This is a genomic window from Desulfocapsa sulfexigens DSM 10523 (genome assembly GCF_000341395.1).
GTDB classification, from domain to species: Bacteria; Desulfobacterota; Desulfobulbia; order Desulfobulbales; family Desulfocapsaceae; genus Desulfocapsa; species Desulfocapsa sulfexigens.
Map to the genome: position 1 here is coordinate 3,720,697 of NC_020304.1, position 14,910 is coordinate 3,735,606.

At 45.0% G+C, this 14,910-nt stretch carries 18 protein-coding genes, 1 tRNA gene and 1 pseudogene; all 20 read left to right on the forward strand.

All coding sequences use genetic code 11. From position 1 onward, the window contains the following. Nucleotides 1–98: 98 nt before the first annotated feature. Entirely contained in the window at nucleotides 99–2,540 is a 2,442-nt protein-coding gene (gene pheT, locus UWK_RS16585) for a phenylalanine--tRNA ligase subunit beta (protein ID WP_015405545.1), read from the forward strand. A gap of 1 nt (nucleotide 2,541) precedes the next feature. Further along, on the forward strand, nucleotides 2,542–2,832 hold the full coding sequence (locus tag UWK_RS16590; RefSeq protein ID WP_015405546.1) for an integration host factor subunit alpha: 291 nt from the start codon (nucleotides 2,542–2,544) through the stop codon (nucleotides 2,830–2,832). A 28-nt stretch (nucleotides 2,833–2,860) separates the two neighbouring features. Then, nucleotides 2,861–3,208, forward strand: coding sequence for a MerR family transcriptional regulator (locus UWK_RS16595; RefSeq protein WP_015405547.1), 348 nt, complete (start codon nucleotides 2,861–2,863; stop codon nucleotides 3,206–3,208). A 68-nt stretch (nucleotides 3,209–3,276) separates the two neighbouring features. Then, nucleotides 3,277–3,353, forward strand: a tRNA-Pro gene (locus UWK_RS16600). 88 nt (nucleotides 3,354–3,441) lie between these two features. Beyond that, nucleotides 3,442–3,681, forward strand: a complete 240-nt coding sequence (locus UWK_RS16605; protein WP_015405548.1) for a hypothetical protein — start codon at nucleotides 3,442–3,444, stop codon at nucleotides 3,679–3,681. 218 nt (nucleotides 3,682–3,899) lie between these two features. Further along, nucleotides 3,900–4,205, forward strand: a complete 306-nt coding sequence (locus tag UWK_RS16610) for a hypothetical protein (protein WP_015405549.1) — start codon at nucleotides 3,900–3,902, stop codon at nucleotides 4,203–4,205. A 39-nt stretch (nucleotides 4,206–4,244) separates the two neighbouring features. Beyond that, nucleotides 4,245–5,150 carry a MinD/ParA family ATP-binding protein gene (locus UWK_RS16615; RefSeq protein ID WP_015405550.1) on the forward strand — a complete coding sequence of 302 codons (906 nt, stop codon included), beginning with the start codon at nucleotides 4,245–4,247 and terminating at the stop codon, nucleotides 5,148–5,150. Between the two features lie 252 nt (nucleotides 5,151–5,402). After that, a complete protein-coding gene (gene ffh, locus UWK_RS16620) occupies nucleotides 5,403–6,755 on the forward strand; it encodes a signal recognition particle protein (RefSeq protein WP_015405551.1) in 1,353 nt (450 codons plus the stop codon). A gap of 77 nt (nucleotides 6,756–6,832) precedes the next feature. Beyond that, complete coding sequence (rpsP, locus tag UWK_RS16625) at nucleotides 6,833–7,078, forward strand: 30S ribosomal protein S16 (RefSeq protein ID WP_015405552.1); 246 nt, start codon at nucleotides 6,833–6,835, stop codon at nucleotides 7,076–7,078. A 3-nt stretch (nucleotides 7,079–7,081) separates the two neighbouring features. Next, nucleotides 7,082–7,315, forward strand: a complete 234-nt coding sequence (locus UWK_RS16630) for a KH domain-containing protein (RefSeq protein WP_041916460.1) — start codon at nucleotides 7,082–7,084, stop codon at nucleotides 7,313–7,315. 10 nt (nucleotides 7,316–7,325) lie between these two features. Next, nucleotides 7,326–7,898, forward strand: coding sequence for a ribosome maturation factor RimM (gene rimM, locus UWK_RS16635; RefSeq protein ID WP_015405554.1), 573 nt, complete (start codon nucleotides 7,326–7,328; stop codon nucleotides 7,896–7,898). Then, nucleotides 7,888–8,649, forward strand: coding sequence for a tRNA (guanosine(37)-N1)-methyltransferase TrmD (gene trmD, locus UWK_RS16640; protein ID WP_015405555.1), 762 nt, complete (start codon nucleotides 7,888–7,890; stop codon nucleotides 8,647–8,649). Before rimM ends, trmD begins: the two co-directional genes overlap by 11 nt. Continuing rightward, nucleotides 8,646–9,212, forward strand: coding sequence for an RNA methyltransferase (locus tag UWK_RS16645; protein WP_015405556.1), 567 nt, complete (start codon nucleotides 8,646–8,648; stop codon nucleotides 9,210–9,212). The genes trmD and UWK_RS16645 overlap by 4 nt, the downstream gene beginning before the upstream one ends. A gap of 81 nt (nucleotides 9,213–9,293) precedes the next feature. After that, nucleotides 9,294–9,647: a 50S ribosomal protein L19 gene (gene rplS / locus UWK_RS16650; protein ID WP_015405557.1), complete on the forward strand. Its 354-nt coding sequence runs from the start codon at nucleotides 9,294–9,296 to the stop codon at nucleotides 9,645–9,647. Next, the gene (locus UWK_RS16655) at nucleotides 9,637–10,338 is read left to right on the forward strand and encodes a ribonuclease HII (RefSeq protein ID WP_015405558.1); all 702 of its coding nucleotides are present in this window, start codon (nucleotides 9,637–9,639) and stop codon (nucleotides 10,336–10,338) included. Before rplS ends, UWK_RS16655 begins: the two co-directional genes overlap by 11 nt. Beyond that, nucleotides 10,331–10,710, forward strand: a pseudogene (locus tag UWK_RS19165) (YraN family protein). Before UWK_RS16655 ends, UWK_RS19165 begins: the two are co-directional and overlap by 8 nt. A 19-nt stretch (nucleotides 10,711–10,729) precedes the next feature. After that, nucleotides 10,730–11,737: a 4-hydroxythreonine-4-phosphate dehydrogenase PdxA gene (gene pdxA / locus UWK_RS16660; RefSeq protein WP_041916461.1), complete on the forward strand. Its 1,008-nt coding sequence runs from the start codon at nucleotides 10,730–10,732 to the stop codon at nucleotides 11,735–11,737. Next, nucleotides 11,734–12,345: a dTMP kinase gene (tmk, locus tag UWK_RS16665; RefSeq protein ID WP_015405560.1), complete on the forward strand. Its 612-nt coding sequence runs from the start codon at nucleotides 11,734–11,736 to the stop codon at nucleotides 12,343–12,345. The genes pdxA and tmk overlap by 4 nt, the downstream gene beginning before the upstream one ends. Nucleotides 12,346–12,356: 11 nt before the next feature. Further along, nucleotides 12,357–14,090 (forward strand): tetratricopeptide repeat protein, encoded by a 1,734-nt coding sequence (locus tag UWK_RS16670; protein WP_167320764.1) that lies wholly within the window; start codon nucleotides 12,357–12,359, stop codon nucleotides 14,088–14,090. Between the two features lie 2 nt (nucleotides 14,091–14,092). After that, nucleotides 14,093–14,908, forward strand: a complete 816-nt coding sequence (locus tag UWK_RS16675) for a hypothetical protein (protein WP_015405562.1) — start codon at nucleotides 14,093–14,095, stop codon at nucleotides 14,906–14,908. Nucleotides 14,909–14,910 lie beyond the last annotated feature (2 nt).

Here is a 14,910-nt window from a genome sequence, read left to right on the forward strand (position 1 = left end):
CCATAAAAATAATTTTGAAGACATCTCTGCTGGCTGATTTCCAGTTTTCAGATTTACAATCATCAGTTCAAAGCTGTTTTATACATTAGAGACATCCCATGAAGTTTACCCTTGATTGGTTAAAAGAATACGTTGACACCGGAGACCTGAGTCCGGAAGCTCTCTCGGAACACCTTACCATGTTAGGTCTTGAGGTCGACAGTGTCACCCCCCTGTTCCCTGAACTACAGCCATTAAAAACGGCTAGAATACTTTCAGTGCAACCTCATCCAAATGCTGACAAACTGCAAATTTGTGAAGTAGCAGCAGGCGACGAAACCTTATCGATTGTTTGCGGCGCCCCCAACGCCCGTAAAGATTTGGTCACTGCCCTGGCACCTGTCGGCACTGTGATGCCCGACGGAACAAAGATCAAGGCTTCTAAAGTTCGTGGTGTGAAATCCTCAGGCATGCTCTGTTCCGAAAAAGAGCTTGGATTAGGGGATTCTCACTCTGGTATTATGGAATTGCCAGCTGATACTGAACATGGCCTTTCCTTACTTGCCGCCCTTGGCATGGACGATCTGCTGGTTGAAGTCGACCTGACCCCGAATCGCCCCGATTGTGCTTCGGTTATCGGAATAGCAAGGGAGGTGGCTGGTATTACGAGAAATCAGCTCAAACTACCAGTGGAATCGGCAACGCTCAATCACTCCAATGAACACTTTTCAGTTGATATTGAAAGTTCTGATTACAGTCCCCGCTATGCCGCAAAACTCATCAAAAATGTTACCATTGCTCCTTCTCCATGGTGGCTTCGCAAGCGTCTTCTATCCGTTGGGATGCGCCCTATTAACAACGTGGTAGATATTACAAATCTTGTCATGATGGAATACGGACAGCCACTCCATGCCTTTGATTATGACAAGCTTTCAGGCAGACAGATTATTGTCCGTCATCCCAAAAATCAGGAAAAAACATTTACCACTCTCGATGGCCAGCAAAGAACACTTGAACCTGACATGCTCATGATCTGTGACGCCCAAGAGCCCATAGCAATAGCCGGTATCATGGGTGGAATGAATTCAGAAGTGAGTGACAGCACCACCTCAATCCTTCTGGAAAGCGCCTGTTTTAATGCCATATCCGTTCGTCGTACTGCCCGCAGACTTAAACTTGCCACGGAGGCATCCTATCGTTTTGAACGTGGGGTTGATCCAGGTGGCTGTGTTACTGCCATGGAACGAGCAGTCTCCCTCTTTTGTGAAGTAGCGGGAGGTAAGGCAGTTGATGGAGGCATCGATTATTACGGAGGCGTCTGTCCACTCAACTCATTAAAACTGCGCATTTCAAAGACATCATCACTTCTAGGCATTAAACTTGACTATGACAGGATAGCCGATGTGCTCCAGTCCATAGGCATTCGCTGTAAGCCTAAAGACGCAGACACCATCTGGGTCAACCCTCCTACCTTCAGAATAGATATCGAACGTGAAGTTGATCTGATTGAAGAGGTAGCACGGCTTATTGGCTATAACAATATTCCAACCAGCCTGCCAACCGTCAAACTCAGTTACCCAGAACAGAATTCTCAACGACAGCTTCGAGCTCAAATTTCAAATCTGCTCGCTGATATAGGATTTTCAGAGGCAATTAACTACAGCTTTGTCACTGAAAAACATATCTCCATGATGCAGCTCACAGCTGAAGATAGCAGACGAGCGCAAGTCAGACTGCTCAATCCATTAAGTGAAGAACAGTCTGTTATGCGTACGATGGTTCTCCCCGGACTCCTTGAGAACCTGAAGCGAAACATCAACTTTCAAAACAATGCTGTCAAACTTTTTGAATTTGGAAAAGTGTTCACTCCTCAGGGTAAAAATGAACAGCCCATTGAAAAAGAACGGCTCACCTGTATTCTGTCTGGAAGGCGTTCCGGTCAGACAGCCTCATTGTACAGCAGCGAAGACGGAGTCGATATCTTTGATGCCAAAGGTACAACAGAGCTCCTTCTTGAAAAAATTCGTCTTCACGGCTGTGGCTCAAACAGTGTCACACTTCGTACCCCTGAAGAGTCAGAACTGGAATCCTACGCTGATCCTTCACAGTGTCTTATATTGGATTCTGAGAATGGACCTGTAGGCAAACTCGCAAGACTTCTACCTGAAATCGCCAAACACTTTGGCATTAAACAGGATATATTCTTCATTGATATTGACTTTGAGATGCTTTGCAGTTTAAAAGCTGCAGCTAAAAACTTTTCATCATTACCTGTTTTTCCTTCTGTTAAAAGAGACATCGCTCTTCTTGTACCGGTTTCTGTCAGGGCAGGCGACCTTCTTGACACCATACGTGAGAGCAAGGAAGATTTTATTGAACATTGTGAAATTTTCGACGTATACCAAGGAAAACCACTTGATGCTGGAATGAAAAGTGTTGCTGTCTCTGTGACCTACCGCTCACCGAAAAAGACACTGACAGAGAAAAATGTTAATAAATCACATACCAAAATTATTAATTCACTGACCTCCAGATTCAATGGAAGTTTGAGAGAAGGTTGATATGAACAAAGGTAATCTTACCCGCAAGGAACTGGCTGAAGCACTTACTACCCAACTTGGATACTCCCAGAGCACCTGTTCAGAGTTGATTGATGCATTTCTGGATAGAATGAAGGACAGACTACTCGAGGGTGAGTCAATTAAGTTCGTCCATTTTGGCACATTCAATGTTCGGGACAAGCAACCACGTCGTGGGCGTAACCCACGAACAGGTGAGACTATTACTATCAAACAGAGACAAATGATCTCTTTTCGTCCCAGTAAAAAGATGCGGGAACAGGTTAACGAATAATTTATTCTATGGGAGAATCAGTACCTGAATGAGCCCAGAAATCCCCGACAAGCTTTATTTCAAAATCGGTGAAGTCAGTAAACTCGCCTCTGTGGCTCCCCATGTTCTCAGATACTGGGAAAGCGAATTTAAAGAAATACAACCTAAACGCGCCAACTCAAATCAACGGCTATACAAACGCAATGATGTTGAAATTATTCTGTTGATTAAGACCCTTCTTCACGAACAGGGCTACACCCTGGCAGGGGCAAAAAAATTTCTTTCAGAAAAGAGTGAAGCCCCATTTGTTGCAAAGGTAACACATGCAACAAACCACCTTGAAACAATAAAGAAAGAGCTCCTGGTCGTTAAAAATATTTTACAGGAAAAAGAGTAGCAAAGCCACATTCACTGTCGACCATTTATTGACAGCCTCTTTCCTCCGTGGTAGAAAGTATCGAATTTCGGAACGTAGCGCAGCCTGGTAGCGCACTTGTCTGGGGGACAAGTGGTCGGAGGTTCAAATCCTCTCGTTCCGACCAGTCATATCAACCACTTACAGGCTAACTGTAAGTGGTTTTTTTGTTAGTAGCTTATTATGTTCAGACACACATAAAACAGGGAGCCACCATGTTTTTTAGAGTTATTGCCTTTCTTGTTGGACTTATAGCTGTAATTTCGGGACTCCAGAATTACGACAGTGACGTAGCTACCTCCCCTCTCCCGCTAATTCTTGGCGGTCTTGTGATGTTAATTGCAATATTCAACCTCATCCCTCAATTGAAACGATGCTCTTCCTGCCGAAAGAGACTCCCCAAGAAAGCGAAAACCTGTCCTTTCTGTAAGCAAGACCAGCCTCCACAGGAATAATCTCAGTTTCCAGCTGCCGTAATTTTCAAGATACATAAAAAATGCCAGGTAGCTGTGAGGCACAGTCACTCAGTCGCTTCTGTGCTTTGCATGTCAGAAACAACTAAAACTGCTCATTTGCTAAACAATTTCTCACAGCTTACCGAAAAGAAAAAGAAAACCAAGCTTAGAGTGAGAATACCATGCAATCTGTAATTAGATTCAACAAAGAGTGATAGATGCAATTCTGTAAAGACTGCGGAGGGGTGCTCAATCTTTTTGGAAACAATACATCTGAACTCTGCTCGTCCTGTATCCAACATAAAAAAAAACCGGAAACTGCTCCCCCCACTCTTCAGCAGGATAATGACGATTTACTCGCTGAATGCATACTTACGGTGAAAAACGGTAAAATCATCCTCAGTTCTAAAGAAGGCTGGCAACTATGGAGCGCCCCCCTGGACAGTCAGACAAATCTGGGTTCAATGCTTAAATCAGCAAAGCTTATATATGGCATTCGCAGTAATCGTAAAAAGAAACCATAGAAGTTTAACAAATTTCGTAACCAACCAACAACCAGATATATGACAGTCACCATTTCCATAGGCTCCGGAAAAGGAGGTACCGGCAAGACGATGCTTCTCTGCAATCTTGCATTCCTCCTCGCCAGAAGTGGAAAGAAGGTGTGTCTCGTTGATCTTGACATCGGTGGTGCCGATGCCCACATCCTTTTCGGCCTCTTTGAACCTAAACACACCATTACGGATTTCCTGAATCGTAAGGTTGACACACTTAAAGATGTCGTTCATACCCTGTATGCCTTTAATGGTCTCCAGATCATCCCCGGAACCGGCAACACCCTGCAAACAGCAAATATGAGTTATCAGGAAAAGCAGCGCCTCCTGCGTAGCATATCTGCTCTTGATGCAGATGTTGTTCTTCTGGATGTTGGTGCTGGAGCAAGCTACCACACCCTCGATTTTTTCATGTCTGGCGATATACAAATCTGTGTTACTCTACCAGAACCAACCTCGATAATGGATTTCTATAGTTTTCTGCAATTGGCGACCATCCGCAAGGTACTCGGAAGCTTTCTCTCTCACAGCGATGTTGGAAATACTTTAAAAAAACAAAACTTTTCTTCACTGGCTGAAGTTTTTGCACTTGCAGAATCAACACAACCCGGGGCAAAAAAAAAGGCCCAGCAGGCATTGCATTACTTTCATCCCTTGCTGGTTATTAACAGGGATATTCAAAACACCAAGGTAAACAAGAAAAAACTCAAACAATTGGTGGCCAAATATCTTGGAATCGATATCCCTTCACTCGGTGAAATCCCCGAAGACACCGCAATCAAGGATGCATTGAAGGCATATATCCCCGTATGTGAGCTTTACCCAGATTCTCCTGCAGCTAAGGCAATTGCACAAATAGCAGCTAAAATAGAAAAAATCCTTGAGCTATTTTCAAAAACAAGCTCCTCTACCTGAACCTGACAATCCATTCAGCAACATGCACAACCCGGAAATTCATTCCAAATATCTATTTTTTTTGACTCAACTCCGTTCGCAGCTTGACAGAATATTTTTTATTAAGTATTTTTCTTTGTTTTTCTATCATGTTTTCAGCTACTCCATTCCAAAAGAAAACGGAATGAGTCACCTGAAAGACTAATAAAATACTTTTATTGGTAATATTTTCGATCTATTACCAACTAAACAACGGCAAGTAAAAAAACTGATATGTTTGACAATCTGACAGACCGGCTGGAAGGTGTTTTCAAAAAACTTCGTGGCACCGGCAAACTCACTGAAGAGAATATCAAAGAATCCATGCAGGAAGTACGTATGGCTCTTCTTGAGGCAGATGTTAACTTTCAAGTCGTTAAGGATTTCATTGCCAAAGTCAGTGAAAAGGCCGTTGGCCTTGAAGTTACCAAGACACTCTCCCCTGGACAACAGGTTATTAAAATTGTCCACGATGAGCTGGTTGAACTTCTTGGCGGTACAACCGAACAGATTCGTCTTGATGGTCGCCAACCCGTAACCATCATGATGACAGGTCTTCAAGGATCTGGTAAGACCACCACATCCGGAAAACTTGCAAAGATATTAAAAGAAAAAGGAAGAAAGCCTTATCTTGTGCCGGCTGACATTTATCGACCAGCGGCAATTGACCAGCTTCAGGTGTTAGGAGAACGACTGGATATTCCTGTTCATCCGTCAACCACCGATATGAAACCGGTTGAGATCTGTCGTCAGGCAATGACCGTGGCAGGACAGAAAGGTTATGACACCCTTATATTCGATACTGCAGGTCGACTGCACGTTGATGAAGCCCTGATGGGTGAACTCAAAGAGATCCAGAGTGCAATCCAACTCTCCGAGATTCTCTTTGTTGCCGATTCGATGACAGGCCAGGATGCGGTAACTGTCGCCGAAAAGTTCAATCAGGATCTGGAAATAAGCGGTGTAGTGCTCACCAAGATGGAAGGTGACGCCCGTGGTGGTGCCGCCCTTTCCATTAAAAGTGTCACTGGTAAGCCGATCAAATTTGTGGGTATCGGGGAAGCACTTGATGCTCTGGAAGTTTTCCATCCCGATCGTATTGCTTCAAGAATCCTTGGTATGGGTGACGTTCTCACTCTTATTGAGAAAGCTGAAGCTGTAGTTGACAAAAAGAAGGCTGAAAAGCTCGCTAAAAAGCTCAGGCAATCCACCTTTACCCTTGAAGATTTCCTGGATCAAATCCAACAGATTAAAAAAATGGGTTCCCTTGACCAGATCATGGGGATGATACCAGGCATCAACAAGCTTAAGCAATTAAAAGACGCTCCAAAGCCGGACGAGAAGGAACTGGCAAAGACTGAAGCCATCATCCGCTCCATGACAAAAAAAGAGCGTCAAAGTTATAAAATCATCAATGCCAGTCGCAGACAACGTATTGCCGCTGGATCTGGAACAACTGTTACAGAAGTCAACCGGGTTATTAAAAGCTACTCGGCAATGCTTAAGATGATGAAAAAGATGCGTGGAAAGCCGGGTCTCGTAACCGGACAGAAGCGGAGAAAAGTGCCGAAGGGCATGCGAAGATAATAATAGAGAAGATGGCATAATGCCATATTCATGGGGCCAGCTTACGTGCTCCACATAAACCTGAGGATATATCCGGAATGGCAGTTAGAATTCGTTTAACAAGACTTGGCAGAAAGAAGAAACCATTTTATCGTATCGTTGTCGCGGATGCTGAATGCAAACGTGATGGCAAATTTCTTGATGTGATCGGAACCTATGATCCTCTCACGGATCCTGTCGCGATCAAACTTGACAATACCAAGCTTCAGGATTGGCTCGGAAGAGGTGCCCTGCCAACAACAACTGTAAAGAGTATTCTCAAGAAAGCTCCAGTGGCCGAGTAACCGATTATGCAGGAACTGATCTCCTTTATCGCCAGATCTCTGGTAGATAAGCCGGATGATGTACAGGTAACTGTCACTGAGGAAGATGATACTATTCTGGTTGATCTGGTTGTAGCCAAAGAGGATCTTGGAAAGGTGATCGGAAAACAGGGCAGAACAGCGAGGGCTATGCGTTCCCTGCTTTCTGCTGCTGCAGGCAAGGAAGACAAAAAGTCACGCCTCAACATTCTGGAATAACTCCTGGAAAATGGCTGACAGCTTTCCCTTTGAAAAAGAGAAGTATGTGTTGATTGGTAAGGTAACTAAGGCTCATGGCATCAAGGGTGAGTTGAAGATGCATGCCTACTCCGGAGAATTGCAAAGCGTTACCCGGCACAAAAAACTCATACTGGTTTCAAGGGATGGTCTGATTACTCCTATGCAGGTTGTTCAGGCACGTATTGGGAACAGGGACGCAATTGTTTCACTTGAGGGAGTGTCTGACCGAAACCAATCCGAAGCACTTTGCGGTATGGGAGTACTTGTATGCAAAGAAGATCTTCCAACCCCAGACGCCGATGAGTTTTATCTTCATGAGCTTGAGGGACTTGAGGTGCGGACAACGGAGGGAAGCATTGTTGGAACGGTAGAGGCCTTTTCCAACAACGGGGCACAGGATCTCCTGGTTGTAAAGTCAGGTAGAAATGAGGTGCTGATACCTCTTATTCCCGGAATGATCACGGAAAAGAATAAGAAGTACCTGATCATAGCCCCACCGCCAGGCCTGATTGAAATAAACTCGGGAGAGGATATTAAGGGGGCTGTTCCCCGTGATCTTTGATATACTGACAATTTTTCCTGATTTGCTTGAATCACCGCTGAATGAAGCAATTATTCGTCGGGCACGCGAAGCAGATCAGGTGCATATAGAAATAACTAATATTCGAGACTTTGCCACGGACAGACACTCCATGACCGATGACCGGCCATTTGGAGGTGGTGAAGGTATGGTGATGAAGCCAGAACCGCTCAGTGCTGCTCTTGCTTCGGTTAACCAGAAAAACGAATCAGGCAGGGTTGTACTCCTCAGTCCACAGGGCAGACAGTACACTCAGGAAATTGCCAGGGAACTCAGTCGCGAAAAGCATCTTATCCTGGTTTGTGGCCGTTATGAAGGAGTGGATGAACGCTTCAGAAGTGCAAGTGTTGATGATGAACTCTCCATTGGTGACTATATTCTCACCGGAGGAGAACTTGCAGCCATGGTCATTATTGACTCCGTGACCAGATTGTTACCAGGTGTTTTAGGATGTGCTGATTCTGCCAAAAAAGATACCTTCAGCCGACGATTATTGAAGCACCCTCAATACACACGGCCAAGAGTTTTTGAAGGTAGAGAAATTCCTGAAATATTGCTTTCAGGTGATCATGCCAAAATTGAAGAGTATCGTTTTGTAGAGTCCGTTAAAAGGACTCTGGATCGCAGGCCTGATTTATTGCGAAAAGAGTTTGGATCATTCAGCAGGATAGAAGCAAAATTGCTTCGCAAACATCAGCTTTATGATATAATAAAAGCGTTGCAAGAACAATGAAGACAAACCAGAGCGGGTTAGACATTGTTCTTGTTCACCACCCCGTAGTCAATAAGGTTGGCGAGATTATCGGATCAGCCGTAACCAATCTCGATATCCATGATATTGCACGGGCTGGCAAAACATACGGTGTGGACAACTACTATATCGTCACACCCTATGAGGACCAGCATAAACTGGTCGCTGAGATACTTGAACACTGGGATAGTGGTCATGGTGCGAAATACAACCCTGCTCGAAAGGAAGCCCTTGAACTTGTCACCCTTGCTGACAGTCTTGAACGAGTGGTTGAAATGGTTACTGAAAAACGTGGCCATAAACCTCTACTGCTTTCGACAAGCGCCAGGACTCAGGAAAAGACGTTAAGTTATACAGATGTTCGTGCCAGGATCAGAGCGAAAGAATCCTTACTCCTTCTCTTTGGAACAGCGCATGGACTTGCCCCGGAGGTTATGGAGACAACAGATTACTGTATCCCTCCTGTTGGCGCGAATAGTGGCTACAATCATCTCTCTGTACGCTCGGCAGTATCGATCATACTTGATCGGCTCCTCGGTGTATGAAAGAAGGTTAATTTTATTTACATTACATATATGAGCAGCTGCATAAAGCAGCATCATTATTGATAAACAACGGAAAATATCATGAGCACAATTATTGACAGAATTGAAATGGAACAGATGCGTCAGGATCACCCAGATTTTCGTCCCGGTGATACGGTTAAAGTATATATTCGTATTATTGAGGGTGCAAAAGAGCGTGTCCAGATCTTTCAAGGCGTAGTTATAAAACGCAAAAAAGCAAACATGGGTGCATCCTACACCGTTCGCAAGATATCCCACGGTGTTGGTGTGGAAAAAACATTTGCACTGCACAATCCTCGTATTGAAAAAATTGAAGTTGTAAGCCGTGGACGAGTTCGTCAATCCCGTCTCTACTACCTTCGTGGGAGACGTGGTAAAGCTGCACGTATCCGCGAGCGCGGCATTGTGCGTTAAAACGAATACGCCCAAAAAGAAAATCTCGTCTTTCAAACAGCTACCGGATTCACTTCTGGCTCTGTTTGATCCTCCCCGGGACGATAATTATTTTCTCGAACGAACTCTGCAACAACAGGGCTATCCTGTTGTTGCAGGGCTCGACGAGGTTGGTCGAGGCCCTCTGGCAGGACCTGTCGTTGCCGCAGCAGTGATACTCCCTTCAAACTGCCAGCATTCCCTCTTTATCGACTCTAAAAAGCTCACTCCGAAGAAACGTCAGCTACTCTTTGAGTATCTTTATGAAATACCTGCTCACATTGGTATTGGTATTGTCTCTCATAAAATCATAGACAAAATTAATATTTTGCAGGCCTCACTCCTTGCCATGAAACGTGGCGTGAATGAACTTACAAAACTAAAGGTTGTACCCGACTTCCTTCTTGTGGATGGAAAATTTCCTATCCCCACGCGAACGCCCCAACAGCCATTAATCAAGGGTGAAACACGATCGGCCTCCATTGCTGCGGCCTCTATTGTTGCAAAGGTTACCCGTGATAGAATCATGGCTGAACTGCACAGCAAATACCCTCACTACAATTTCATTAAAAACCAGGGTTACCCTACAAGAGAGCACCGCTCGGCCATTTCATCCCATGGTATCACTCCCCATCATCGCGTGACATTCAGAGGGGTGAAGGAATTTGTCTAAAGAACGTATCAGCCTTGGAAAACATGGAGAAGACCTTGCCGTGACCTATTTAAAAAAAATAGGTATACAATAATCCAACGAAACTACAGGCAGAAATCAGGAGAAATTGATATCATTGCCCGTCACGAGAATACGCTTGTCTTTGTTGAAGTAAAAACACGAAAGAGCCTCCATTTTGGACACCCATTTGAGGCCGTCACCCAGAGAAAACAGGCACAGATCAGCAGAACAGCATTGGATTACATGACACGTAACAAATTAACTGAAGCAGCGGTGCGTTTTGATGTCATTTCCATTATGATGGTTCCTGATGGAAATCCCCAAATCGAACACCTTACCAACTGTTTTGAAGCAACCGGCAACTTTTGTTAAATTTCAACAGTAAGTAATCATGATACCATTAGCTATCACAATGGGATGTCCCGCCGGTATCGGCCCTGAAATCATTCTGAAATATTTCACCCAACCCCAAAATCCCATGCAATTCCCCTGCATTGTGGTTGGCGACAAAAACGTTCTTAACGTCTATGCCCAACGACTAGCCATCGACTGTACTATTATACCGTGGCTGCCAGGAGATGCTATTCCAGCAGGTCAAAACATTATCCCTGTTTACGAGACATCAGAACTCAGTAAAAATTCGATTCAACCAGGAAAATTCACCAAAGAGACTGCTATCGCCATGGCATCTGCCATCATCTCCGCAGTCAAAGGGATCAAGGAAGGCTGGTTGTCAGGCCTCTGTACCTGTCCGATTTCCAAGGAAGCACTTCAGAAGAGTGGACACCTCTACCCTGGGCATACTGAGATGCTAGCCAGGCTCACAGCCTCAGGAAACCAGGTGATGATGCTTGCCGGAAACACTCTTCGAGTGACGCTTGCTACCATTCACTGCGGTATCGCTCAGGTTTCCGGACTACTCAACAAAGACTTACTCCTCAATCTCTACCGGACCACTCACAAAAGCCTTCACGTTGATTTCAACATCCCCGCCCCCAGACTGGCAGTGGCCGCCCTTAACCCACACGCCGGTGAAGGTGGTATGTTTGGTAATGAAGAGGAAAAAATCATAATTCCGTCCATTGAAGCAGGCCAAAAAGAAGGCATTGTCTTGCACGGTCCTTTTCCGCCTGATACAATTTTCTTTAAGGCAGCTCAGGGTGAGTATGATGCTGTTGTCTGTATGTATCATGATCAGGGACTTATCCCTTTCAAACTGCTCCATTTCAAAGATGGTGTAAATGTTACTCTTGGTCTACCCATTGTCAGGACATCGGTCGATCATGGCACCGCTTATGATATTGCAGGAAAAGGCATCGCGGATCCATCAAGCCTTGCTGCAGCTGTTGCGCTTGCAACTCAAATAATTCATAATAGAACGCAACTCGACACCATATGACATCTCCAAACGAACCCGGCCGCCTCATTGTTTTTGAAGGGACAGATGGTACAGGAAAATCAACCCAACTGAAGCTTTTAGCCAAGGCTCTCCAGGAAAAAGGCTTGGCTGTTGTCTCCACCCGTGAACCAACGGATGGTAAATATGGACAACAGATTCGAGAGTTGTATAGTGATCGCGGAAACGTAAGTCTCGAGGAGGAACTCAATCTTTTTCTGGCCGACAGACAGGAACATGTTGAGTCCTTCCTCAGGCCAGCATTACATGATGGAAAAATCATTCTCTGTGACCGCTACTATCTCTCGACCATTGCCTACCAGGGGGCAGCAGGACTCGAACCATCCATGATCCTGAACCGTAACAGTTTTGCACCTGTCCCTGATCTTGCCATTCTTTTCCATGCTCCCATCGCCATCGGGGTTAAACGTATTACTCAAAACCGCGGTGACACCCAGAATGATTTTGAAAAAGAGGGGTATCTAAAAAAGGTGGCTCAACAGTTTGAATTACTGAACCTTCCCTATATCAGACGTATTAACGCATCGGGAACCATAGAGACCGTCCACCGGGAAGTTCTTAAACTGGTTCTGCAACTTCTTGAGGCATGATGAAACTCCACATGCACCTTCTTTCATATGGATTCGTATCTATCCTGACACTATTCTACTTCAATGGATGCAGTTCTGTACCACCTGACACTTTTGAACTTGAAGAGCACCTTGTTCCTGAAGAACTTGCTCATGACCCGCTCCAGGAAAACAGCGACAGCTCGTGCTCCTATTTCTATTTTCTCTGGGGGACACACGCAGAAAATAACGAACAGTATGTAGAGGCCGAAGAAGCCTTTGAAAAAGCACTCATCTGCGACCCGGATTCACGTTATATCCTTCGCAGACTCCCCATTCTTCTTCTCAAAATGGGGAAACAGCAAACCGCCGCCAAATGGCTGCGCACTGCCATTGAGAAATACCCTGACGAGACACAGGACAGACTCCTCCTCGCTCGTCTGGATATCCAAAATAATGAGATTGATGAAGCCATCAATCTCTACAATGAACTCATTTCGCTAAGCCCGGAAGACGAGACGCTGTATCTCCGTCTGGGATTTCTATACTCCGAGCAGCATCGATATATGGAGGCAGAAAAGACCTACCAGAAAGCCCTTCTGGTGAATCCCGAATCTCTCTTTGCCCACCTCTATCTTGCACGATTGGCTTCACAGATGAGCAAAACAGCGCTGGCTGAAAAATGGTACCAGAAGGCTCTGGAAATCAACTGGTCCATCGAACTTGTCTTTGAAATTGCAGATTTTTTTGGAAAGTATGAAGACTACCAGAAAGTTGAAGAACTGTATCGATCTATTTTGGAAAAGAATCCTAAGGAGACTCGAGCCGGCCTTGGACTTGTCCATACCCTGCTCCTTCAGGAAAAAGAAGAGAATGCTCTTCAAGTATTGCAGGATTTGCGTAATAACAGCGATGACCCGGCCCAAATAGATATAATCACCGCAAGGATCCATCTCCGCTCCAAGAATTTTGACAGGGCTGCTGAAATCCTCACGCCCTTAACAGTTGACCATGAGATGCCTGAGGCCACATACATGCTTGCTGTCATCCGTTATCAGCAACAGCAACTGGACAACGCCATGGCCCTGCTGCAAACAATAGGACAGGAGGCAGATCAGTTTGAAGATGCGACCTATCTCCAGGTACGAATATTCATGGAACGTAAGCAGGATTCACGTGCCATTGAGCTGCTCAAACAAACACTTCTCAATGAAGAACTGGCGAGCCCCGGTCTCTACACACTTCTGGCATCACTCTATATGGAGCAAGATCAGATAGAGAAGGGCTATGAATTGCTGGACGCAGCCCTTATCAGATATCCTGACAACGCCACAATCTATTTTGAATATGGGCTGCTCCGTGAACAGGATGGCTCTCAGCAACAGGCAATTGCTCTCATGAAAAAGGTTCTGGAAATTGACCCGGATCATACCGAAGCATTAAATTACCTCGGTTACACATGGGCTGACAACAACACCAACCTGGAAAAGGCTCTGGAATATATCCAGAAAGCAATACAACTGAAGCCCGGGAACGGATACATTCAAGACAGCCTTGGATGGGTCTATTTCCGTATGGGAAAACTTGAACTCGCAGCAATTGAGACATTAAAAGCTCTGGAACTCGAGCCTCAAGATCCAAACATTTACGAGCATCTGGGTGACATCTATATGGCACAGGGTCAGCAGAAAAAAGCAATCCAGGCATACCAGGAAGCGGAAAAACTCTTCCAGAAAGCAGGTGATAAGGCCCGCCTCCTGAAAAAAATCCTTGATACTCAGGAATAACCATGGCTGCCAGAGCACTCTTTTTATGGACCACCCTGTTTCTGATACTCATCATTACAGGCTGTGCCAGACAGCGATGGACCGAACCTCTTCAGGAAGATGAAAGCCGCAGAGTTTCAGAATTAATAACCACCATGCAGGATACAAATAAATCATGCCCAAAAGGGTTTGATGCTGACGCTATAATTTCCTGGAAAAGTCCGGTGATAGACACGGCCGTACAAGGCTACCTTCAGCTTCTCTCACCATCGTCAGTGAAATTTATCGTCAGTAATCCACTTGGTATGCCCGTTTATGCCTTTGCAAGTGACGGAAACACATTTCAAATTTTAGACACCAGCAAACGGCAGCATATCAGGGGAAATGTTCGCAATCTCGCCTTCAGAAAAGAACTTCCCATAATCCTGGCTCAGGGCGACTGGTTTTCCTTTCTCAGCGGACAACTTCCATCACAGGTAATCCACGCAGAACAAATCAGTAAAGACACGACAAATGGGACTGTCTGGGTACGCTTTCCAAAATCTGAAAAAATTAAAACAGAAGACGAACAATGGGTCAATCTGGATCTTGGGCAAAGAAAAGTGTTGGGATATTTATTTCTTGACAGGAGTGGAGAGACAATCGCTGAAATCTCCTATGACAATCAGGAAGAAGACGAGAACTGCCTTTCTGCAGAGAAAAAGATTCGGATCACGGATCTTCCCTGGGGAGCAGAAATAGAAATAGAACTGCATGACATCAGGACAGATGATTCGTTCAGTGAGGCCGATTTTTCACTCCCTGTCCCTGTCGGTTACTTCAAACAACTCCAACCATAGAC